Source organism: Pseudomonas sp. SWRI154 (assembly GCF_014268645.1).
Classification (GTDB): Bacteria; Pseudomonadota; Gammaproteobacteria; order Pseudomonadales; family Pseudomonadaceae; genus Aquipseudomonas; species Aquipseudomonas marvdashtae.
In genome coordinates this window covers 1-22,072 of the sequence record NZ_JABWQW010000039.1, presented here as the reverse complement: position 1 = coordinate 22,072, position 22,072 = coordinate 1, and the positions used below count along the sequence as shown (strand labels likewise).

Below are 22,072 nucleotides of genomic sequence, written 5' to 3'. Positions count from 1 at the left end.
GTGGCGAGGGAGCTTGCTCCCGCTCGACTGCGCAGCAGTCGTAGAAAAACGGGGCCGCTGCGCACTGGAGCGCCAGCCCGGCCCAGCGGGAGCAAGCTCCCTCGCCACGGAGTCCATGCACACCATGAGCAAGCATCCGCTCAACAGGTCCTGGATCAGTCCCATCCCCAAACCCGATCGAACTTCTCCCGCGCCTCCCGTCTCTACCTGACAAGCCCATCGCCCCGGTAAACGCATGGATCTTGTCATTGCCCGCCCCGAAGGCCTGTATTGCCCGCCGGGGGATTTCTACATCGACCCCTGGCGCCCGGTGGAGCGTTCGGTTATCACCCACGCCCACGGCGACCATGCCCGTGGCGGCAACCAGCATTACCTGGCAGCGGCCCCCGGCGAAGGCATCCTGCGTTCGCGACTGGGCCAGGACATCAACCTGCAAACCCTGCCCTACGACGAACGCCTGCAGCATCATGGCGTCACCCTGAGTTTTCATCCCGCCGGCCATGTACTGGGTTCAGCCCAGGTCCGACTGGAATACCAAGGCGAGGTATGGGTGGCGTCCGGCGACTACAAAGTCGAGCCCGACGGCACTTGCGCGCCATTCGAGCCGGTGAAATGTCACACGTTCATCACCGAATCCACCTTCGGCCTGCCGATCTATCGCTGGCAGCCCCTGGCGCAAATCTTCGACGAAATCAACCAATGGTGGCGCGGAAATATTGCCGCAGGCCGGGCCAGCGTGCTGTTCTGCTATTCCTTCGGCAAGGCGCAGCGAATTCTCCATGGCATCGACGCAAGCCTGGGACCGATCCTCGCCCACGGGGCGGTGGAACCGCTGAACCGGGTCTATCGCGAGGCCGGTGTGCACTTGCCGCCGACGATTTACGCGGGGGATGTGAAGAAGAACGATCCGATCATGGGCCAGGCACTGATCATCGCCCCGCCGTCCACCAGCGGCAGCACTTGGGTACGGCGTTTCGGCGATTACAGCGACGCCTTCGCCAGCGGCTGGATGCGCTTGCGCGGCACTCGTCGGCGACGTGGCGTAGACCGGGGCTTCGTGCTCTCCGACCACGCCGACTGGCCTGGCCTGCTCTGGGCCATCGAACAGACCGGCGCCGAACGGGTCATGGTCACCCACGGATCGGTCAGCGTGCTGGTGCGCCATCTGCGCGAACAAGGCCTCGATGCCCAGGGCTTTACCACCGAATACGGCGACGACGAAGAAGACAGCGTCTCGGCGGTCGACGGTGGCGAGGAGGCCTCATGAAAGCCTTCGCCGAACTGTACGCCGAGCTGGATGCCACCACCTCCAGCAATGCCAAGCTTGCCGCCATGCAGGATTACTTCAGCAAGGCGCCGCCCGAGGACGCCGCTTGGGCCGTGTACTTCCTCTCCGGTGGCCGGCCACGGCAGTTGGTGCCGGTAAAAATCCTCAGGGAACTGGCGGTCCAGGTGTCCGGATTATCACTGTGGCTGTTCGAGGAAAGTTACCAGGCCGTAGGCGACCTGGCCGAAACCATCTCGCTGGTATTACCCGAATCGCCTCATAGCTCCGACGAAGGCCTGGCGCCCTGGATCGAGCAGAAGTTGCTGCCGTTGCGCGGCGAACCGCCCGAGGTCCTGGCCGAACGGCTACCAGCGCTGTGGGCACAGCTCGACCGGCCGAGCCTGATGCTCTGCGTCAAGCTCATCACCGGCAGTTTCCGCGTCGGTGTCTCCAAGCTGCTAGTGACTCGGGCGCTGGCCACCATGGCTGGGTTGGACAGCAAACGGGTGGCCCAACGGTTGGTGGGCTATACCGACCTGTCCCACCGCCCCACGGCGGCCAGTTACCTCAAGCTGATCGCTGGCGAGTCCGACGATGAACATGCCCAGCGCGGCGGGCAGCCTTATCCGTTCTTCCTGGCCCACGCCTTGTCGCAACCGGTGGAACAATTCGACGCCCTGCTGGGGCCGGCCAGCGACTGGCAAGTGGAATGGAAATGGGACGGGATCCGTGCCCAGGTGATCAAGCGCGACGGCCATTTGTGGGTCTGGTCCCGAGGAGAAGACTTGGTCACTGAGCGATTCCCCGAATTGCATTCACTGGCGCAAGCGTTGCCCGACGGGACGGTGATCGACGGCGAAATCGTGGTCTGGAAAGCGCCGCAGGCGGTCACCGAAGACGCCTTTGATCCGGATGCCCCGCTGCAACCGGCAGTGCAACCCTTTGCCCTGCTGCAACAACGCATCGGTCGCAAGACGCTGAGCAAAAAAGTGCTGGAGGATGCTCCCGTGGTGGTGATGGCCTATGACCTGCTGGAATGGCAAGGCGAAGACTGGCGCAGCCGCCCCCAGGCCGAGCGACGCCAGCAACTGGAGTCGCTGGTCGCCCGCTGCCACAGCCCGGTGCTGCTGCCGTCGCCCATTGTGACGGGCAAGGATTGGCTCGACCTCGCCCGCCAGCGCGAGGCATCCCGCAGCCTCGGCGTCGAAGGCATGATGCTCAAGGCTCGCAACGCGCTGTATGGCGTCGGCCGGACCAAGGACATGGGCGTATGGTGGAAGTGGAAGATCGACCCGTTCAGTGTCGACGCGGTGCTGATTTACGCCCAGCGCGGCCATGGCCGACGCGCCAGCCTGTATAGCGACTACACGTTCGCCGTCTGGGACAACCCGCCCGGCAGCCGCGAGCGCACCTTGGTTCCGTTTGCCAAAGCCTACTCGGGGCTGACCGATGCAGAGATGCGCCAGGTCGACAGCATCGTGCGCAAGACCACCGTGGAAAAATTCGGACCGGTGAGCAGCGTGACGCCGACCTTGGTGTTCGAGCTGGGCTTCGAAGGCATCGCCTTGTCCAAGCGCCACAAGAGCGGGATCGCGGTACGTTTCCCGCGGATGCTGCGCTGGCGCAAGGATAAAACCGTTGAAGAAGCGGACACGCTGGCGACGCTTCAGAATCTGTTGAAGTAAGCTCAGGGTGCATGTTTCAGTGTCTTTGGCCATTGATCTAGTGCCCTGCATCACTGGCTCTACCCAATAGACGCTATGTAACGCATATAATAAAAACACTGCGAGCCGACGATCAACCGTTTCTATTTCATGCGACGTTGAAAAAACTATCGACACCCCACCTACCGACGGTATTTCTGACGCCGTAATTACGGCGTTAGAATATATCCCAAGCATTGCAAAACCGACTTGCTCTTTCAAAGAGCAATGCTAATGTGACATTAGATTAGCCTCGCTGTTCTATATTTCCTTCGTCCAGAAAACCCCCAGTCTTTGCGCAACAGTGCAGGACGACGAATTACTCGGGGAACGGGACGGCATCGTCACCCAGGCAAGACCAAGCTGGGCCATGCCTTCCAGCGACAGGATGATCGGAATGAATTCCGGCTCATGCCATTCAGAGGAACCCGAAATGATTGCGCAGAAGCGGTTTCAATCCTTGGATAGTTTCAGGGGGCTAATGGCCATATCGGTGATGCTCTATCACGTGCGCATCAGTGGCAGTTTTACCGAATGGTTGTTATTTCGCCACGCCGAAATATTTGTCTCGTTCTTTTTCGTATTGAGTGGCTTTGTATTGACCCATGCTTATGGCCGCCCCGCACATTTTAACTTTCGAAAGTTCTTCATCACACGAACCTTCCGCTTGCTACCTCTGCACCTCTTCATGCTGGGCGTTTTTATAGCCCTGGAGTGTGGGAGATATATAGCATCCGAAAAAGGCATGAACTTCAATAACGTGCCTTTTACAGAAAAGTTTGCCCCGTCTGAAATTCTGCCCAATGCCTTGTTGTTGCAATCGTGGACGTATTTAACCAACCCCCTGTCGTTCAACTATCCATCTTGGAGCATCAGTATCGAGTATTACACCTACATGATCTTCGCCCTGATACTGAGCATCGCATTCGGAGCCAGGACGTGGGTATGGGGAGCCGTGGTATTGGTGGCACTAGCGCAGATGTACATGGGCAATGCCTTCTTCACCATCGAATCGTTACGGGGCCTGGCTTATTTTTTCACGGGCTGCCTGGCTTATGCCGTGTACCGGAGAATCCCCCAACCCAGTCAGGCCCGGACTGGAATGCTGACAACATTGGAAGTGACAGCAGTGGCAGCGGCGCTGGCCTTCGTGGTCAACGATTTTGAAGCCAAGCAGTTGCTGGCCAGCCTGTTGTTCGGTGTCATCGTTGTGATATTTGCCTTTGACGGCGGTGCGGTATCGCGATTGTTGGCGGGACGTGGCTTCGGTTTTCTCGGCAAATTGTCCTATTCCATCTACCTGACCCACGCGGCGGTTCTCTTCTGCGTAGTGTCGGCGTTCATGGTGACGAAGAAAGTCTCCGGCGTTGACATCGCCCCGGTGATAGACGGAACTCGTTACCTGGACCTCGGCAGCGTGACGCTCAATAACCTTGTCGCTTTGCTGGTGGTGGGATCGGTGGTCGTGGTGTCCATGTTCACCTACCGATATGTCGAGATGACCGGGCAATCTTTCGGTCGAGCGCTCAGCAACAAAACCGCCCTCAGCCCTCTATCAAGTCCCGATGCCAACCTGAAAAAAGCGCCATGACGACAACGCCAGGCGCCCACTCGCTACAATAACGCGAGAAATGGGCGTCGCTCCATCCTGGTGCATATTTTGGTGTACGCTCCTCCCCGCGCACCATCGCGTTCCGTCCACCGCCACCGGTGCTTTTAAAACACTTGTTCGGCACTATGGTTCGGAAATTGCTACCTTTATGCCGTCATACCGTTCAGACCTTCACCGGTAACAACTTATGCGCCACAAGCGCTCAAATTGGTTTTAGGGACTCAATAATGAAAAAAGCACTGCTGACCCTTTCTGCACTGGCGTTGTGCATGGCTGCTGGCGTCGCCACGGCCAAGGAATACAAGGAACTGCGTTTTGGTGTCGACCCGTCCTACGCCCCGTTCGAATCCAAGGCCGCCGACGGCAGCCTGGTAGGTTTCGACATCGACCTGGGCAATGCCATCTGCGAAGAGCTGAAGGTCAAATGCAAATGGGTCGAAAGCGATTTCGACGGCATGATCCCAGGCCTCAAGGCCAATAAATTCGACGGTGTGATCTCGTCCATGACGGTGACCCCGGCCCGCGAAAAAGTCATCGACTTTTCCAGCGAGCTGTTCTCCGGCCCAACGGCCTATGTATTCAAGAAGGGCTCGGGCCTGAGCGAAGACGTTGCCTCGCTCAAAGGCAAGACCGTGGGCTACGAGCAGGGCACCATCCAGGAAACCTATGCCAAGACCGTGCTGGACAAGGCTGGCGTCAAGACCCAGGCCTATCAGAACCAGGATCAGGTTTACGCTGACCTGACCTCCGGCCGCCTCGACGCCGCGATCCAGGACATGCTCCAGGCCGAGCTAGGCTTCCTGAAGTCGCCAAAGGGCGGCGACTATGAAGTCAGCAAGCCGGTCGACAGCGAACTGCTGCCTTCCAAGACCGCCATCGGTATCAAGAAAGGTAACAAAGAGCTGAAAGCGCTTTTGGATAAAGGTATCAAAGCGTTACACGACGACGGCAAATACGCCGAAATCCAGAAAAAACACTTTGGCGATCTGAATCTGTACAGCGGCAAATAATGCGCAGTGCCCACCCGGCCTCGGGTGGGCACTTTTTTTCTGCCAAAGGCACCTTCCATGTTCGAACAACTCCTACAAAGTCTGGGGCTCTCGGCCTTCAGCCTGCAGGGCTTTGGCCCGCTGCTGATGCAAGGCACCTGGATGACGATCAAACTGGCGGTACTGTCGCTGTTGCTGAGCGTCTTGCTCGGCCTGCTGGGCGCCAGTGCCAAACTGTCCAGCGTCAAACTGCTGCGTATCCCAGCCCAGCTCTACACCACGCTGATTCGTGGCGTACCGGACCTGGTGCTGATGCTGTTGATTTTCTACAGCCTGCAAACCTGGCTGACCTCGTTTACTGATTTCATGGAATGGGAATACATCGAGATCAACCCATTCGGCGCCGGGGTGATCACCCTGGGCTTTATTTATGGCGCGTACTTCACCGAGACGTTTCGCGGGGCGATCCTCGCCGTCCCTCGCGGGCAGGTTGAAGCCGCCACGGCTTACGGCCTCAAGCGTGGCCAGCGCTTTCGCTTCGTGGTGTTCCCACAGATGATGCGATTTGCCCTGCCGGGCATCGGCAACAACTGGATGGTCATGCTCAAGGCGACCGCGCTGGTGTCGATCATTGGCCTGGCCGACCTGGTCAAGGCCGCCCAGGATGCGGGCAAGAGCACCTATCAGCTGTTTTACTTCCTGGTGCTGGCGGCGCTGATCTACCTGTTGATTACCAGCGCGTCCAATTTCGTCCTGCGTTGGCTTGAACGTCGCTACGCCGCCGGGGCTCGGGAGGCGGTGCGATGATCGAACTCTTGCAAGAATACTGGCGGCCGTTCCTCTACAGCGATGGCAATAACATCACCGGCCTGGCCATGACCCTGTGGCTACTCAGCGCCGCGTTGCTGATCGGCTTCGTGGTATCGATCCCGCTGTCCATCGCGCGGGTTTCACCCAAGGTCTACGTGCGTTGGCCGGTGCAGTTCTACACCTATCTGTTTCGTGGGACACCGCTCTACATCCAGCTGCTGATCTGCTACACCGGCATCTACAGCATCGCGGCCGTACGCGAGCAGCCGCTGCTCGACAGCTTCTTTCGGGACGCGATGAACTGCACGATCCTGGCGTTCGCCTTGAACACCTGCGCCTACACCACGGAGATTTTCGCCGGGGCGATTCGCAGCATGAACCATGGTGAAGTCGAAGCGGCCAAGGCGTACGGGTTGACCGGCTGGAAGCTCTACACCTACGTGATCATGCCTTCGGCGCTGCGTCGCTCGCTGCCGTATTACAGCAACGAAGTGATTCTGATGCTGCACTCGACGACGGTGGCGTTCACCGCTACCGTTCCAGACGTGCTGAAAGTCGCCCGGGATGCCAACTCGGCGACTTTCCTGACGTTCCAGTCGTTCGGGATCGCCGCGTTGATCTACCTGACCGTCACATTTGCACTGGTCGGCCTCTTCCGCCTCGCCGAGCGTCGCTGGCTGGCTTTTCTAGGGCCGACTCACTAAAGCATCCGCTCCCAGGACACACACGTAAATGCGCCATCAGATTCATGACCTGTTGGCCCCGCTGCCGGGGACCGCACGCAAGATCCACAGTTTTCACTTCGGCGAGGAAAAAGCCGTCGGCAAAATCTACATCCAGGCCTCCCTGCACGCCGACGAATTGCCGGGCATGCTGGTGGCTTGGCACCTCAAGCAGCGCCTGGCCGAACTCGAGACTTCGGGTCACTTGCGGCACGAAATCGTACTGGTGCCGGTCGCCAATCCTATCGGCCTTGAACAAGTGCTGATGGACGTGCCCCTGGGCCGCTATGAGTTGGAAAGCGGACAGAACTTCAACCGCCGGTTCGTCGACTTGAGTGAAGAAATCGGCAACGAAATCGAAGGCCTGCTCACCAACGACCCGCAGCACAACCTATCGCTGATCCGCACCAGCCTGCGCGACGCCCTGAACCGGCAGACCGCCAGCACGCAACTGCAATCCCAGCGCCTGGTCCTGCAGCGACTGGCCTGCGACGCCGACATGGTGCTGGACCTGCATTGCGATTTCGAAGCCGTCGCGCACCTTTACACCACGCCGCAAGCCTGGCCCCAGGTCGAGCCGCTGGCCCGCTACATCGGCGCCGAGGCCAGCCTGTTGGCCACCGACTCGGGCGGACAGTCTTTCGACGAATGCTTCACGCTGCTCTGGTGGCAACTCAAGGAACGTTTCGGCGAGCAGTTCGAGATTCCCCTGGGCAGTTTTTCGGTTACCGTCGAATTACGCGGCCAGGGGGACGTCAACCATGGCTTGGCGAGTCTCGACTGCCAGGCCCTGATCGAATACCTGATTCACTTCGGTGCCATCGACGGCGAACCACTGTCGCTGCCCGAGCTGCCCTACCCGGCCACGCCGTTGGCCGGTGTAGAACCGGTGACGACGCCGGTCGGCGGCTTGCTGGTCTACAGCGCCCTGCCCGGTGAATATCTGGAGGCCGGACAGCTGATCGCGGAAATCATCGACCCGATCAACGACACCGTGACACCCGTTCATTGCCGTAATGGCGGGCTGCTATACGCCCGCTCGTTGCGCCGCATGGCCACTGCCGGCATGGTAATCGCCCATGTCGCCGGGACCGAAGCCTACCGCAGCGGCTACCTACTTTCGCCTTGAGGATGCTGTTCCATGTACAAACTGACCATCGAAGGCCTGCATAAAAGCTACGGCGAACACGAGGTGCTCAAAGGGGTTTCGCTCAAGGCCAGGACCGGCGACGTCATCAGCCTGATCGGCGCCAGCGGCTCGGGCAAAAGCACCTTCCTGCGCTGCATCAACTTTCTGGAACAGCCCAACGACGGCGCCATGAGCCTGGACGGCCAATCGATCCAGATGATCAAGGATCACCACGGCATGCGCGTGGCCGACGCCGACGAACTGCAACGCATTCGTACGCGCCTGGCCATGGTGTTCCAGCATTTCAACCTGTGGAGCCACATGACCGTGCTGGAAAACATCACCATGGCGCCGCGCCGGGTGTTGGGTGTCAGCAAGGAGGAGGCCGACGATCGCGCCCGTCGTTATCTCGACAAGGTCGGCTTGCCGGCACGTGTCGCCGAGCAATATCCGGCGTTTCTTTCCGGCGGCCAGCAGCAGCGCGTGGCCATCGCTCGCGCGTTGGCCATGGAGCCGGAGGTCATGCTGTTCGACGAGCCGACCTCGGCGCTGGACCCGGAATTGGTCGGTGAAGTCTTGAAGGTTATCCAGGGCCTGGCGGAAGAAGGCCGGACCATGATCATGGTGACCCACGAGATGAGCTTTGCCCGCAAGGTTTCCAATCAGGTGCTGTTCCTGCATCAAGGCCTGGTGGAAGAAGAAGGCGCGCCGGAAGATGTATTGGGAAATCCGAAGAGCGAACGCTTGAAACAATTCCTAAGCGGCAACTTGAAGTAAGCCGCCACGCATCACTGCGCCGGCTCCGTCATGTTAAATATGACGGAGCCGGCATCGATCATCCGCCCTGTTAATGTTTTTCCAGACGGAAACTTCCACCACTGAAGTTCCGCCCACGTTCATCCACACCATCAAAAGTGCCCGCGCATTGAACGTCTCCCCCCACCGTCACCCTCAATACGCCAGAACGGAGCGGTGAAAGATTCCGGCGCAGCATAAAGTGAACCTCGGGATATCCAGGCTCGCCCAAGTCATATTCCTGTTGTCCCTCCGTCATGCTTCGAGGCAGCCAAATGGAGAGACCTCGACCATTTTCGTCATGACCTGACAGGAGGTAGCAACTGCCTACGTCACGATATTCCAACTCACCATTAACTCGGAATTCATAGGTGGAACCGTCAAGCTCCATGTTCGCGTGAAGGTGCCCGTTAAAAATAGTCATTAGAATTCCTTTTCATTATTTATGCTGATTTCTGCTTTGAGGTCCCTGACCAAGAGGCCGCATTAAACACAGTTTCGCGGCAACTGTTAATCCTGCATCGACGCTATAGTTTCACCTAATGTAACTTGCAACGTTCGCGTATTAAGTTTGCAATTGAATAGACCACCAACCCAGCAAGGCGATTCCACACCGGGCGGCCATCAGAAAAAAGGGCGTCATTGAGTTGGCCGCTCACAATTTGTCCGCTGAACGTTTAATCGCAATGCGCAATAAAACCTTTTCCTTGCGCCCGAGGTCATTAAAAGAGAACTCTCAAGGCGCATGCAGCGGGTATGGCGACATCCAACAACTTCGCGAAACAGTGGTTCGATGCCCGCGGCTGGAAGCCATTCGCTTTTCAAAAGCAGGTGTGGGCTGCGGTCAAGCGTGGCGAGTCGGGATTGCTGCATGCCAGCACCGGTGCTGGCAAGACTTACGCCGTATGGTTCGCCGCCCTCAACCGTTTCGCCCGCTCAATGCCGCCGCCAGACAAACCGCGTAAACGCAAACCGCCGGCCGAACCGTTGACGGTCTTGTGGATCACCCCGATGCGCGCGCTGGCCGCCGACACCGGCAAGGCCCTCGAAGCGCCTCTCGCACCCTTGCACATCCCCTGGAGCGTTGGCCTGCGCACCGGTGACACCAGCGCCGGCGAACGCGCCCGCCAAGGCCGCCGCTTGCCCACGGCACTGATCACCACGCCAGAAAGCCTGACCCTGATGCTCGCCCGCGCCGACGCGCAAACAGCGGCTTCGACGCTGCGCATGGTCGTGGTGGATGAATGGCATGAATTGCTCGGCAACAAGCGCGGCGTCCAGTTGCAACTGGCCTTGGCACGATTGCGGCGCTGGAACCCCGACCTGATCGTCTGGGGTGTATCGGCAACCTTGGGCAACCAGGCCCACGCCGAGCAGGTATTGATCCCGCAAGGCAATGGAATCAGCGTGCAAGGCGCCAACGCCAAAGCGCTACAGGTCGATACGCTGCTGCCGCCGACCCTTGAACGTTTTCCCTGGGCCGGACACATCGGCTTGAAAATGCTGCCCCAGGTGGTCGCTGAAATCGACGCCAGTAACAGCTGCCTAGTGTTTACCAACACCCGTGCGCAATCGGAAATCTGGTACCAGGCGATTCTCGAGGTACGTCCGGATTGGGCCGGGCTTATCGCCCTGCACCACAGCTCGTTGTCCCGTGACACCCGCGATTGGGTGGAGCGGGCGTTGAAGGACGGCCAGCTCAAGGCCGTCGTGTGTACATCCAGTCTGGACCTCGGTGTGGATTTCCTCCCGGTGGAACGGGTGCTGCAGATTGGTTCCGCCAAGGGTGTCGCGCGGTTGATGCAGCGTGCCGGACGCTCCGGACATGCGCCTGGGCGGACTTCGCGGATAACCCTGGTGCCGACCCACAGCCTGGAACTGATCGAGGCAGCCGCCGCCCAAGACGCCGTGGCGCAGCGGCGAATCGAGCCCCGAGAGTCGCCCCACAAGCCTTTGGACGTGTTGGTCCAGCATTTGGTCAGCATGGCCTTGGGCGGCGGTTTCGTTCCCGATGATCTGCTTGAGGAGGTGCGCGGCGCCTGGGCCTACCGGGATCTGAATCTGGCTGAATGGACGTGGGCCCTGGCATTCGTGCGCCACGGCGGCCTGTCGTTGACCGCCTACCCTGACTACCGACGGGTCGAGCCGGACGAACACGGCATCTGGCGCGTGCCCGATGCACGTCTGGCCCGGCGTCACCGCATGAGCATCGGCACCATCGTCAGCGATGCCAGCCTGCAACTTAAATTCTGGAGCAAGGGCGGTGGCGGCAAGACGCTGGGCAGCGTCGAAGAAAGTTTCATCGCCCGCCTTCGGCCTGGCGATGGCTTCCTGTTTGCCGGACGCTTACTGGAACTGGTCAGGGTCGAAGACATGACCGCTTACGTGCGCCGTAGCCAGGCAAAAAAAGCCGCCGTGCCACGCTGGAACGGTGGGCGGATGCCGCTCTCAAGCGAGTTGGCGGCCGCCGTCGTGGCGCGCCTGAGCGAAGCCGCCGCTGGCCACTTCGACGGTCCGGAAATGCACGCCGTGCAGCCTTTGTTATCGACCCAGCTACGCTGGTCCGGCTTACCCACGCAAAATACCTTGTTGGCTGAAGCGCTTAAATCGCGGGAAGGCTGGCATCTGTTTATCTATCCGTTTGCCGGGCGCCAAGTCCATCTGGGACTGGCGAGCCTGTTGGCCTGGCGCGTCAGCCAGCAACAGCCGGTGACCTTTTCCATCGCCGTCAACGACTACGGCCTGGAACTGCTTAGCGCCACGGTGGTGGACTGGTCGAAACATCTGAACCCGACACTTCTAAGCGCTGAAAACCTCTTGGACGATGTACTCGCCAGCCTGAATGCCGGAGAGCTGGCCTTGCGCCGCTTTCGCGAAATCGCTCGCATCGCCGGTCTGGTCTTCGCCGGCTACCCCGGCGCGCCAAAGAGTACCCGGCAAGTCCAAGCCTCGAGCGGGTTGTTTTTTCAAGTATTCAAACAATACGACGCCGATAACCTGCTGCTGGCCCAGGCCGGGGAAGAAGTCTTGCGCGAAGAACTGGATATACGTCGACTGGAGCAGACCTTGCAACGCCTCGCTACATTGACGCTGGACCTGCACCTCATCAAGCGCCCCACACCCCTGGGCTTCCCCCTGCTGGTGGAGCGTTTCCGCGAAAGCATGAGCTCGGAGAAGCTTGCCGATCGCATTCGGCGGATGGTCAGCGAACTGGAAAAAACCGCCGATCGAGGGGGCGCCTGATGCCCGCCCCGTATCCGGTCAACCTCGCTGGGGAAGAACTCTGGCTGCTGCCACAAAAGGCCGTGTATTGGCCGGCCCAGGAAACCCTGATGGTGGCCGATGTACATTTCGGCAAGGCCGCGGCTTACCGCAGCCTCGGTCAACCGGTGCCCCACGGCACCACCGCGAGCAACATCGCGGCACTCGATGCCCTGCTGGCCGACCTGCCGTGTCGACAGTTGATCTTTCTCGGGGATTTTCTCCATGGGCCCGGCTCTCACGCACTCGGCACCTTGAAGGCACTTTCCGATTGGCGTGGGCGACATCCGCACTTGGCCATGACGCTGATTCGCGGCAACCACGACAAACGCGCCGGCGACCCGCCATCGACGCTGAACATTCGCGTGGTACCGGAACCTTTGCTGCTGGGGCCCTTCGCCGTGCAGCACGAGCCCAATCCACACCCCAGCCGTCATGTGCTGGCCGGGCACGTGCACCCGGTCTATCAGCTGAGCGGCAAGGGCCGGCAGCGCCTGCGCCTGGCCTGCTTTCGATTGGGCAGCGACATCAGCCTACTGCCGGCCTTCGGTGCATTCACCGGAGGCTATCGGGTCGAACAGGACAAGGACTGCAAGATCTTCGTGGTCGGCGACAATGAAATATGGCCCGTCAGTTGAAGCATGTCTGCTGCGACTGACGGGCCATATTCTAAAATCAGGCTACGGGCGCGGGAGGCGGCTCGTCCGGAAGTGTCGGCTCGCCGGGTTCAGTGGGTTCCGTAGGATTGGGATCAGGATCGGGATCACCAGGAATACCGCCTGCCGCCTCAGCGGGATGGGCCAGCAGTGACCAGGCCAGGACGCCGATCTGATTGGGCTCAAGCCTTGCCAGTTCGGCACTGATTCGCGGATCGATCTTCATAGAGCAACTCCTGAGCGAAGGCCCGCTGCGTTAACGCAAAAAAACGGGCAGTACACTTCATAGAGTGCCTGCCCGCCCAGGAATTCCAACAGCTCGTCAGAATCAGGTACGCGGCAATGTCACGCCGCGCTGGCCCTGGTATTTGCCGCCCCGATCCTTGTAGGAAACTTCACATTCCTCGTCGGACTCAAGGAACAGCATTTGCGCCACGCCCTCGTTGGCGTAGATCTTCGCCGGCAGGGTCGTGGTGTTGGAAAACTCCAGGGTCACGTGGCCTTCCCACTCCGGTTCCAGCGGCGTGACGTTGACGATAATGCCGCAACGGGCGTAGGTGCTCTTGCCCAGGCAAATGGTCAGCACGTTGCGCGGGATGCGGAAGTATTCCACGGTGCGGGCCAGGGCGAAGGAGTTCGGCGGAATGATGCAGACGTCGCTCTTGACGTCGACGAAGCTCTTCTCGTCGAAATTCTTCGGGTCGACGGTGGCCGAGTTGATGTTGGTGAACACCTTGAACTCATCGGCGCAGCGTACGTCGTAGCCGTAGCTCGAGACACCGAAGGAAATCAGCCGGTTGGCGCCTTCGCCACGCATCTGGCGTTCTACGAAGGGCTCGATCATGCCGTGCTCTTGCGCCATGCGGCGAATCCACTTGTCCGATTTGATGCTCATGGCGGTGTCCTGAATAGCGAGGTGGAAAAAACTGTCCGGCATCTTACCGGGGCGCGGGGCGGGTTCAAAGTGCGGCAAGCAAATCTCGGCGATCCACCCTGATTTCCGGGCCCTGACGGCCATCGTGCACGCCGTCAGTCATTAAAACCGAGAAACCTTCGCAAAGACCATTGGCACGTTCCGGAAAAAGGGGTAAGGTGGCGTCACTGTGCTGCTTGTGTCACTGAGAATCTCTACACGATATGTTGAATTTCGATCCAACCATCTACAAGAATTTTTCCTGCTCTTTGCACTCAGTCTCGGCCAGGGTTCTTCCTGTGTCGCAGTTATCTTTGTTCAAGGAGTTACACCATGTCTAATCGCCAAACCGGTACCGTTAAGTGGTTCAACGATGAAAAAGGCTTCGGCTTCATCACCCCACAATCCGGTGACGATCTGTTCGTTCACTTCAAAGCTATCCAATCCGACGGCTTCAAAAGCCTGAAAGAAGGCCAACAGGTTTCTTTCATCGCTACCCGCGGTCAGAAAGGCATGCAAGCTGAAGAAGTTCAAGTTATCTAACTTGTCCTTGCTTTAGCAAAAGGCCCCGCCCTCAAAAGCGGGGCTTTTTTGTGCCTGCCAGTTTTATCCAGCGCAAAAAAATGTGGGAGCAAGCCCCCACATTGTTCCGCCTTGACCGGTTACTTACCAGGTCACGCCAAACCCGGCTGTATAACGCGTCTTGCTCAGGTCGCTGTCCTCGGTGCCTTCGATGACATCCTTCTCGGCCTTGAGGTTGAGCGACGCCCAGTCGGTCACCTTGTAGCGCAGCCCCATCTCCGCGTCGTAGGCATATTCGGCCACGCCTGACAGCGGCTTGCCCACTTCACCGTTGGTGAAGAACTCGACGCGCTTGCCAATCAGGTAGCGGTTGTAGTCCCACTTCATCGCCACGGAATAGAAGTTGTCCTTGCCGCCATCACGGTATTCATAGTCCGTGCGGTTGAACAATGAACCCAGCGAGAACGCGCCCAGCTCGTCATCCCAGAACTGATAGCCCGGACCGGTACCCACCACGCGCTGGCGAGCCAGGTCTTCGACCTTGTCGCGCTTGTAGTTGAGGCGACCTTGCCAAAACCACTTGTCCGTGAGGAAGCGGTCGAGGGAATACTCCATTCGCCAGTTGTCAGTCGACACCACGTCGTCCTGGAATTCACGGTTGTACTCGCCCTCGGCGATATGACGCCATCTGCCGTGGCGTGCCGAGGTCTTGAAGTCGACGTCGTAATCGTCGGTATCGTTTTCCGCCCGCTGGTAGTCCAGCGCCGCATCGATATTGCCCTTCCATACCAGATCCTCGACCACCGGCTTGGGCTTGAGGATCTGTTGGATACTCGCCAGATCGACGGTCTTGGGCCCATCACCGTTGGCCAGGGTTACCTTGCCATCCTCGGCCGCCTGCAACGCCTTGGCCTTCTCGCCGGTATAGGCGTCCTGCTTGACCAGCAATTGCTGGTCGCTTTCAAGCGTCTTGACCTGTTTCCAGTCGATCGGGATGGCACCGGCGTAATCGGTCTGGATCAGCAGTTTGCCGCCATCGAAAACGGTAATCTTGCCGCTGAGCTTGTCGCCGTTCTTCAACCAGACGGTATCGGCAAGCAAGGGCATGGAGGCGCTCGTAACAGCTAGGCACAGCAGGGTTCTGGACAACATAAGCGATAATGGGCTCAAGTTTGCATTGAAAAGGCGGCATTATCCCCCAGGATGACACCTCAGCAACGACTGACCCGCGTATGGGGGATGAGTTCATTTATCAACGCGCCCTGTAGGAATTAATCTACAGACGGACACCTTCAGGAAACCTTACTCGTGACTGACGCCCCAGCGGCCACCGAGAATGCCGCCCAAATTCGCCGTACCACGCTTTACCTGACCTTGGCCCAAGTGCCGGCCGGCAAGGTCGTCACCTATGGCCAGCTCGCCGAGATGGCCGGCCTGGGTCGCGCCGCGCGCTGGGTCGGACGAACGCTCAGCCAGTTGCCGAACGACACGAAGCTGCCCTGGCACCGGGTCTTGGCGGCCGGGGGCCGGATCAGCCTGCCGGCGGGCAGCGCCTCGGGGGATGAACAACGTGCGCGCTTGCGCATGGAAGGGATCAGTGTCCTGAACAATCGTGTTGATATTCAGCGCCATGGCTGGCGTCCGGTAGAGCACAGCGGTTAGAGTGCGCGCTTTGTTTTCGCAATTTTTGAGGCAGACTCCAGCCCATGCCCCGTAAAACCTGGCGCGCCGCCCTCGCCGCCTATGCCAGTCCTTCGACGCTCGTGCTGTTGCTGCTTGGCTTCGCCGCCGGCTTGCCCTACATGCTGGTCTTCTCCACGCTGTCGGTCTGGTTGCGTGAAGCTGGCGTGGCCCGCGAAACCATCGGTTACGCGAGCCTGATCGGCCTGGCCTACGCCTTCAAATGGGTCTGGTCGCCACTGCTCGACCAATGGCGCCTGCCATTGCTGGGCAAGCTGGGGCGTCGCCGCTCCTGGCTGGTGCTCTCTCAAGGGTTGGTGATCCTGGGCCTGATCGGCATGGGTTTCTGCGATCCGCAAAAACATCTGTCCTGGCTGATCGCGATTGCCGTGATAGTGGCCTTCGCCTCGGCCACCCAGGACATCGCCGTCGACGCCTATCGATTGGAAATCGTCGACGACACGCGCCAGGCCGCCCTCGCCGCCAGCTACATGTCCGGCTATCGCATCGCCGCCCTGCTGGCCACCGCCGGCGCCCTGTTTTTCGCCGAAGGTTTTGGTTCCACCGGGTTTAGCTACAAGCACTCAGCCTGGGCCGGTACGTACCTGCTGTTTGGCGTGTTGATGGTACCGGCGTTGCTGACCTCGTTGATCATGCGCGAACCGCCCGTGCCACTGCGCACCCAGTTGCAAGCCGGTCGCTATACATTCGTCCATCAACTGGCGTCGGTTTTCGTACTGATCGTGCTGCTGGTGTCCGTGCCAGCGATGTTCACCCAGCTCTATAACACCGACTTCGCCAGCGTACTGTTCGAAGGGGTCAGCCTGCTCGACCTGCTGCTCGAAGACCGCGCCTTCCTGCGTGCCATCCTCTATATCATCCTGACCGCCATCTGCCTGTCATCCCTGGGTCGCCGAGGCCTGGCGCCAGTGCTGACGCCCATCAACGACTTCATCCTCCGTTACCGCTGGCAGGCGCTCTTGCTGCTGGGGCTGATCGCAACCTACCGGATGTCCGATACGGTCATGGGCGTCATGGCCAATGTCTTCTACATTGACCAAGGATTTACCAAGGACCAGATTGCCAGCGTCAGCAAGATCTTCGGGTTGATCATGACGCTAGTGGGCGCCGGCATGGGCGGCCTGTTGATCGTGCGTTTCGGCATCCTGCCGATCCTGTTCATTGGGGGCGTGTCCTCGGCCGCGACCAACATCCTGTTCCTGATGCTCGCCGACATGGGCCCCGACTTGCAGATGCTGATTGTCACGATTTCCCTGGACAATTTCAGCTCCGGCCTGGCCACCTCGGCCTTCGTCGCGTATCTGTCGAGCCTGACCAACCTGAAGTTCTCCGCCACTCAATATGCCCTGCTCAGCTCGATCATGCTGTTGCTGCCACGCTTGATCGGCGGCTATTCGGGGGTCATGGTGGAAAAATTCGGTTATCACGATTTTTTCCTGATCACCGCCCTGCTCGGCGTTCCGACCCTGCTGCTGATCGCCTTGCACTGGTACCAGGAAAACCGCCGCGAAGGCGTGAACTCCGATCCGGAATCGCCGCCGACCCGGCCCGCCGAAGAGTCGTAGGAAATTTCAGCAGGCGCCGAAGAAAGCGGCGCCTGGATCCGGCGGCAGGCCACGCGCCTGTACGCCAGGGCATCTCGCCCGTACAATGCTGCGTCACTTCTCGTCATCAGCAACCGACAACGGCCAACCATGCGCACCAGTCAATTTTTGCTCGCCACACAGAAAGAAACGCCTTCCGACGCCGTCGTGATCAGCCATCAGCTGATGCTGCGTGCCGGCATGATCCGCAAGCTCGCCTCCGGCCTGTACACCTGGCTGCCGATGGGCTTGCGAGTGATGCGCAAGGTCGAAGCCATCGTCCGCGAAGAAATGGACGCCGCCGGCTCCCTGGAAGTGTTGATGCCGAGCACCCAGCCGGCCGAGCTGTGGCAGGAATCTGGCCGCTGGGAAGAATACGGCCCTGAGCTGCTGCGCATCAAAGACCGTCACGGTCGTGACTTCTGTGCGGGCCCGACCCACGAAGAAGTGATCACCGATCTGATGCGCAACGAGTTGAGCAGCTACAAGCAGCTGCCTATCAACCTGTACCAGATCCAGACCAAATTCCGCGATGAGATCCGTCCACGCTTTGGCCTGATGCGCGGCCGTGAATTCATCATGAAGGATTCGTACTCGTTCCACGCCGACCTGGCCTCGCTGCAAGTCACTTATGACCGCATGCACCAGGCGTACTGCAACGTGTTCACCCGCCTGGGCCTGAAATTCCGTCCGGTTGAAGCCGACAACGGCTCCATCGGCGGTGCCGGCTCCCATGAGTTCCACGTATTGGCCGAGTCCGGCGAAGACGACATCGTCTTCAGCAACGGCTCCGACTACGCCGCGAACATCGAGAAGGCCGAAGCCGTGCCACGGGAAACCTCCCGCGCCGCGCCGACCGAAGAATTGCGCCTGGTGGATACGCCGAACACCAAGACCATTGCCCAATTGGTGGAAGGCTACAACCTGCCGATCGAACGCACTATCAAGACCCTGATCGTGCGCGCGGAAGAAGAAGGCAAGCTGATTGCCCTGATCGTCCGCGGCGACCATGAGCTGAACGAAATCAAGGCCGCCAACCAGCCAGGCGTCGCCAGCCCATTGGTCATGGCCACCGACGCCGAACTGCGCGATGCCATCGGCGCCGGTGCAGGTTCCCTCGGCCCATTGAACCTGCCGTTGCCGATCATCATCGACCGCTCGGTGGCGTTGATGAGCGACTTCGCCATCGGCGCCAACATCGATGACAAGCATTATTTCGGCGTGAACTGGGAGCGCGACCTGCCGGTTCCAGCCATCGCGGACCTGCGCAACGTTGTTGCCGGCGACCCGAGCCCGGACGGCAAGGGCACCCTGGAAATCAAGCGCGGCATCGAAGTCGGGCACATCTTCCAGCTGGGCGACAAATACAGCAAAGCCATGAAGTGCGAAGTACTGGGCGAGAACGGTAAGCCGGTCACCCTGCAAATGGGTTGCTACGGCATTGGCGTCTCCCGCGTAGTGGCGGCAGCGATCGAACAGAACAACGACGAAAACGGGATCATCTGGAGCGACACACTGGCGCCATTCCAGATTGCCCTGGTGCCGTTGCGCTATGAAACCGAACAGGTTCGCGAAGCGACCGACAAGCTCTACGCCGAATTGACGGCCGCCGGCTTCGAGGTGCTGCTGGACGACCGCGACAAGAAAACCAGCCCAGGCATCAAGTTCGCGGACATGGAACTGATCGGCATCCCGCACCGGATCGTGGTCAGTGACCGCGGACTGGCCGATGGCAACCTGGAATACAAGAGCCGCACCGAGGCCGAGCCACAAGCGCTGCCGGTCGCCGACGTGCTGTCCTTCCTCCAGGCCCGTATCCGCCGCTGAGACCAGATAGAGACGTCATGTTCAAGCGAAACACCTTAGCGTTGGGGGGCGCCGCACTGTGCGGCGCCCTGCTGGTCAGCGGATGCGCCAACCAGATGTCGCAACGCAACGAGCACGAAGAACGGATCGAGCGCAAACTGCTCGACCATAGCCTGCAGATCGATGTCGGCGAACCCAAGGTGCTCGACTTGCCGCAGCGTCGCGTGCGCATCAACGAACAAAAGACTTTTGAAGTCACCGAGTTCGAGGTCACCCGCCATTACGACCGCTATACGCCCTACCAGCCTTGGCGGGAGGTCTATGAGATCCCATTGGGTGCGGTGGCGGTAGTGGCCGGTGTCGGCGCGAACGTCGTCAATGTGTTCGCCTTGGGCACCCTGCCCGACACGGCGACCCGCGACTGGATCAGCTACGGTTTCGCCGGGCTCAACCCGTTCATGAACGTTCCGTCCAACGGCCGGGCGCAACAGAACCTGGCGGGTATCGACGAAATCCAACAGGACAAGCGCACCGAATATTCGAGCCTGCCCTGGAGCGAGCGCCCGGTCCAGGTGAAAGCCGCTCGCCAGACGTTCGAGCTGAGCACCGACCGCAACGGCGTGTTGCGCTTGAACCTGCTGGAAAGCCCGTTCGCCGAACATGACCTGAGCCAGTTCGGCAAATTGCAGATCAGCGTCACCGATGCCCAGGACGAGGTGCATACCGACTCGTCCCTGAGCATCAGCAGCACCTTGCGCAGTAAATTGGTGGAAGCCCATGCGTTGATCTATGACGATCTGGAAGATGACGAGGTGAGCCAGTGGGTTCACCGAGTCAAGCGGCTGTCGGAGCTGGGCCTTGAAGAAGAAGCCAGCGAGCTGGAGCAGAGCCTGATCGAACTGACCCGCAATGATCCGGAACTGCAGGCCGAATTCCTGAAAGCCCTGACCAAGGACGGCGGGCGGCTGGTGGCGGACCCGGGCGCTAGCTGAGTCCAGTTTGGATTGATCAACCGCTCTTGTGGCGAGGGAGCTTGCTCCCGCTGGGCTGCGCAGCAGCCCTGGATCTGCCACCTCGGTATGTCAGATAAGTTAAGTAGCGGTTTTGGGTCCGCTACGCGGCCCAGCGGGAGCAAGCTCCCTCGCCACAAAAGCAAAGGGCAAGGCCTTCATCAGCCAAGCGTCAGTCTCACCGCTCAAACAACTCCAACTGCTCAAACCCACCCCGCAAATCCTCCAGCCGCACCCCTATTCCCAGCAACCGTACCGGCTTGCCGCCGCGATTGAAGGCCTGGGTCAACAGCAACTGGTAACTGCCCAGGTCCCGCCCTGCCCCGGCCTGTTCCAGGGTAGTCTGCGTGAAGTCATGAAATTTGACTTTGACGAACGGCTTGCCCGGACGGTAGCTGCTGTCGATCCGCGCCATGCGGCCGCTCAAGGTATCCATCAGCTCGGGTAGCTTGTCGAGACAGCTCTGCAGGTCGGGCAAATCGACGTCGTAGGTGTTTTCAACGCTGATGGACTGACGCCGACTGTCGTTATGCACCAGGCGGTCGTCAATCCCACGGGCTAGGCTCCAGAGTCGCTCGCCAAAACTTCCGAATTCGCGCACCAGCGCGAGCTTGTCCCACTCGCGCAGATGCAGGCAATCGACGATACCGAGCCGGTTCAACTTGTCGGCAGTGACCTTGCCGACCCCGTGAAGCTTGTTCACTGGCAAGGCCGATACGAAATCCTCTACTTGGTCGGGGGTGATGACGAACAAGCCGTTGGGCTTTTTCCAGTCACTGGCAATCTTGGCGAGGAATTTGTTCGGCGCAACGCCGGCAGACACAGTGATGTGCAACTGATTGGAAACCCGTCGGCGAATGTCCTGGGCGATACGCGTGGCGCTGCCTGCGAAATGCGCGCTGGCGGAGACATCCAGATAGGCCTCGTCCAGCGACAACGGTTCGATAAGGTCGGTGTAGTCACTGAAAATCGTATGGATTTCCTTCGACGCTTCCCGGTAGGCATCCATCCGAGGCTTGACGATTGTCAGGTCCGGACAGAGTTTCAAGGCGTGACCGGAGGACATGGCCGAGCGCACGCCATAAGCCCGCGCCTCGTAATTGCAGGTCGCGATCACGCCACGCCGGTCCGCCGAGCCGCCGACCGCCAGGGGTTTGCCGGCCAGTTGCGGATCATCGCGCATTTCGATCGCGGCATAGAAGCAGTCGCAGTCGACGTGGATGATTTTGCGTTGCGTCATATAAAGAAGCGGTACGTGGGATGGATCGGGGCGCCAGTATCTCACTCGAACCTGTATATAGCACCAGTAGTTTGAAAGATCCTTCAGCGGCCGCGGAAAAAGCCTACATGAATGTATTTCTTCAATCGCAGCGGACCGCTCGATAGAGCGCCAGCCCTTGCCAGGCTTGCGTCACAGCACTGCAACATTGGCTTTTCCCGAGGCTAACCACTTGAAGCGGAACAGGTTTTTCCAGGGAAGGGGTTGACATGGCGTCGATCCTCTGTAGAATGCCGCCACACAGACGCGGGATGGAGCAGTCTGGTAGCTCGTCGGGCTCATAACCCGAAGGTCGTCGGTTCAAATCCGGCTCC

General features: G+C 59.7%; 21 protein-coding genes. 15 read left to right on the top strand and 6 right to left on the bottom strand.

Going from position 1 to position 22,072, the window contains the following annotated elements; all coding sequences use genetic code 11:
- Positions 1–235 precede the first annotated feature (235 nt).
- From HU806_RS24510 to HU806_RS24475, 8 genes are all read left to right on the top strand, one after another.
- Positions 236–1,267 (top strand): ligase-associated DNA damage response exonuclease, encoded by a 1,032-nt coding sequence (locus tag HU806_RS24510; RefSeq protein WP_186615301.1) that lies wholly within the window; start codon positions 236–238, stop codon positions 1,265–1,267.
- Positions 1,264–2,952: an ATP-dependent DNA ligase gene (locus HU806_RS24505; RefSeq protein WP_186615299.1), complete on the top strand. Its 1,689-nt coding sequence runs from the start codon at positions 1,264–1,266 to the stop codon at positions 2,950–2,952. The genes HU806_RS24510 and HU806_RS24505 overlap by 4 nt, the downstream gene beginning before the upstream one ends.
- A gap of 451 nt (positions 2,953–3,403) precedes the next feature.
- Complete coding sequence (locus HU806_RS24500) at positions 3,404–4,561, top strand: acyltransferase family protein (protein WP_186615297.1); 1,158 nt, start codon at positions 3,404–3,406, stop codon at positions 4,559–4,561.
- 248 nt (positions 4,562–4,809) lie between these two features.
- Positions 4,810–5,592, top strand: a complete 783-nt coding sequence (locus tag HU806_RS24495) for a transporter substrate-binding domain-containing protein (RefSeq protein ID WP_186615295.1) — start codon at positions 4,810–4,812, stop codon at positions 5,590–5,592.
- 57 nt (positions 5,593–5,649) lie between these two features.
- Positions 5,650–6,378, top strand: coding sequence for an ABC transporter permease (locus tag HU806_RS24490; protein ID WP_186615293.1), 729 nt, complete (start codon positions 5,650–5,652; stop codon positions 6,376–6,378).
- Complete coding sequence (locus tag HU806_RS24485; RefSeq protein WP_186615291.1) at positions 6,375–7,085, top strand: ABC transporter permease; 711 nt, start codon at positions 6,375–6,377, stop codon at positions 7,083–7,085. The genes HU806_RS24490 and HU806_RS24485 overlap by 4 nt, the downstream gene beginning before the upstream one ends.
- Before the next feature lie 28 nt (positions 7,086–7,113).
- The gene (locus tag HU806_RS24480) at positions 7,114–8,232 is read left to right on the top strand and encodes a succinylglutamate desuccinylase/aspartoacylase family protein (RefSeq protein WP_186615289.1); all 1,119 of its coding nucleotides are present in this window, start codon (positions 7,114–7,116) and stop codon (positions 8,230–8,232) included.
- Positions 8,233–8,244: 12 nt separating this feature from the next.
- Positions 8,245–9,009: an ABC transporter ATP-binding protein gene (locus HU806_RS24475; protein ID WP_186615287.1), complete on the top strand. Its 765-nt coding sequence runs from the start codon at positions 8,245–8,247 to the stop codon at positions 9,007–9,009.
- A gap of 70 nt (positions 9,010–9,079) precedes the next feature.
- Here HU806_RS24475 and HU806_RS24470 read toward each other — a convergent pair whose 3' ends face one another.
- A complete protein-coding gene (locus HU806_RS24470; RefSeq protein ID WP_186615285.1) occupies positions 9,080–9,451 on the bottom strand; it encodes a hypothetical protein in 372 nt (123 codons plus the stop codon).
- A 332-nt stretch (positions 9,452–9,783) separates the two neighbouring features.
- On the opposite strand from HU806_RS24470, the gene HU806_RS24465 reads away from it, so the two are divergent.
- Positions 9,784–12,270: a ligase-associated DNA damage response DEXH box helicase gene (locus HU806_RS24465; RefSeq protein WP_186615283.1), complete on the top strand. Its 2,487-nt coding sequence runs from the start codon at positions 9,784–9,786 to the stop codon at positions 12,268–12,270.
- The gene (pdeM, locus tag HU806_RS24460; protein ID WP_186615281.1) at positions 12,270–12,926 is read left to right on the top strand and encodes a ligase-associated DNA damage response endonuclease PdeM; all 657 of its coding nucleotides are present in this window, start codon (positions 12,270–12,272) and stop codon (positions 12,924–12,926) included. The genes HU806_RS24465 and pdeM overlap by 1 nt, the downstream gene beginning before the upstream one ends.
- Positions 12,927–12,963: 37 nt before the next feature.
- Here pdeM and HU806_RS24455 read toward each other — a convergent pair whose 3' ends face one another.
- Both HU806_RS24455 and dcd read right to left on the bottom strand, forming a co-directional pair.
- A complete protein-coding gene (locus HU806_RS24455; RefSeq protein ID WP_186615279.1) occupies positions 12,964–13,170 on the bottom strand; it encodes a hypothetical protein in 207 nt (68 codons plus the stop codon).
- 102 nt (positions 13,171–13,272) lie between these two features.
- On the bottom strand, positions 13,273–13,839 hold the full coding sequence (dcd, locus tag HU806_RS24450; RefSeq protein ID WP_186615277.1) for a dCTP deaminase: 567 nt from the start codon (positions 13,837–13,839) through the stop codon (positions 13,273–13,275).
- A 351-nt stretch (positions 13,840–14,190) separates the two neighbouring features.
- Here dcd and HU806_RS24445 point away from each other — a divergent pair, with 351 nt between their 5' ends.
- Complete coding sequence (locus HU806_RS24445; protein ID WP_002554837.1) at positions 14,191–14,400, top strand: cold-shock protein; 210 nt, start codon at positions 14,191–14,193, stop codon at positions 14,398–14,400.
- A 123-nt stretch (positions 14,401–14,523) separates the two neighbouring features.
- Here the strand turns inward: HU806_RS24445 and HU806_RS24440 are convergent, their stop codons facing one another.
- Positions 14,524–15,531, bottom strand: a complete 1,008-nt coding sequence (locus HU806_RS24440) for a DUF481 domain-containing protein (protein WP_186615275.1) — start codon at positions 15,529–15,531, stop codon at positions 14,524–14,526.
- 156 nt (positions 15,532–15,687) lie between these two features.
- On the opposite strand from HU806_RS24440, the gene HU806_RS24435 reads away from it, so the two are divergent.
- The 4 genes from HU806_RS24435 (at position 15,688) to HU806_RS24420 (ending at position 20,461) form a co-directional block, all read left to right on the top strand.
- Complete coding sequence (locus tag HU806_RS24435) at positions 15,688–16,041, top strand: MGMT family protein (RefSeq protein WP_186615273.1); 354 nt, start codon at positions 15,688–15,690, stop codon at positions 16,039–16,041.
- A gap of 44 nt (positions 16,042–16,085) precedes the next feature.
- The gene (locus HU806_RS24430) at positions 16,086–17,645 is read left to right on the top strand and encodes an AmpG family muropeptide MFS transporter (protein ID WP_186615271.1); all 1,560 of its coding nucleotides are present in this window, start codon (positions 16,086–16,088) and stop codon (positions 17,643–17,645) included.
- Positions 17,646–17,774: 129 nt separating this feature from the next.
- Positions 17,775–19,490 (top strand): proline--tRNA ligase, encoded by a 1,716-nt coding sequence (locus HU806_RS24425; protein ID WP_186615269.1) that lies wholly within the window; start codon positions 17,775–17,777, stop codon positions 19,488–19,490.
- A gap of 17 nt (positions 19,491–19,507) precedes the next feature.
- Positions 19,508–20,461, top strand: coding sequence for a YceB family lipoprotein (locus HU806_RS24420; protein ID WP_186615267.1), 954 nt, complete (start codon positions 19,508–19,510; stop codon positions 20,459–20,461).
- A 196-nt stretch (positions 20,462–20,657) separates the two neighbouring features.
- Here HU806_RS24420 and dinB read toward each other — a convergent pair whose 3' ends face one another.
- Both dinB and HU806_RS26585 read right to left on the bottom strand, forming a co-directional pair.
- Positions 20,658–21,719: a DNA polymerase IV gene (gene dinB, locus HU806_RS24415; RefSeq protein WP_186615265.1), complete on the bottom strand. Its 1,062-nt coding sequence runs from the start codon at positions 21,717–21,719 to the stop codon at positions 20,658–20,660.
- Positions 21,720–21,840: 121 nt separating this feature from the next.
- Positions 21,841–22,072: hypothetical protein (locus HU806_RS26585; RefSeq protein ID WP_238350235.1), on the bottom strand; the 232-nt coding region annotated here is incomplete at its 5' end.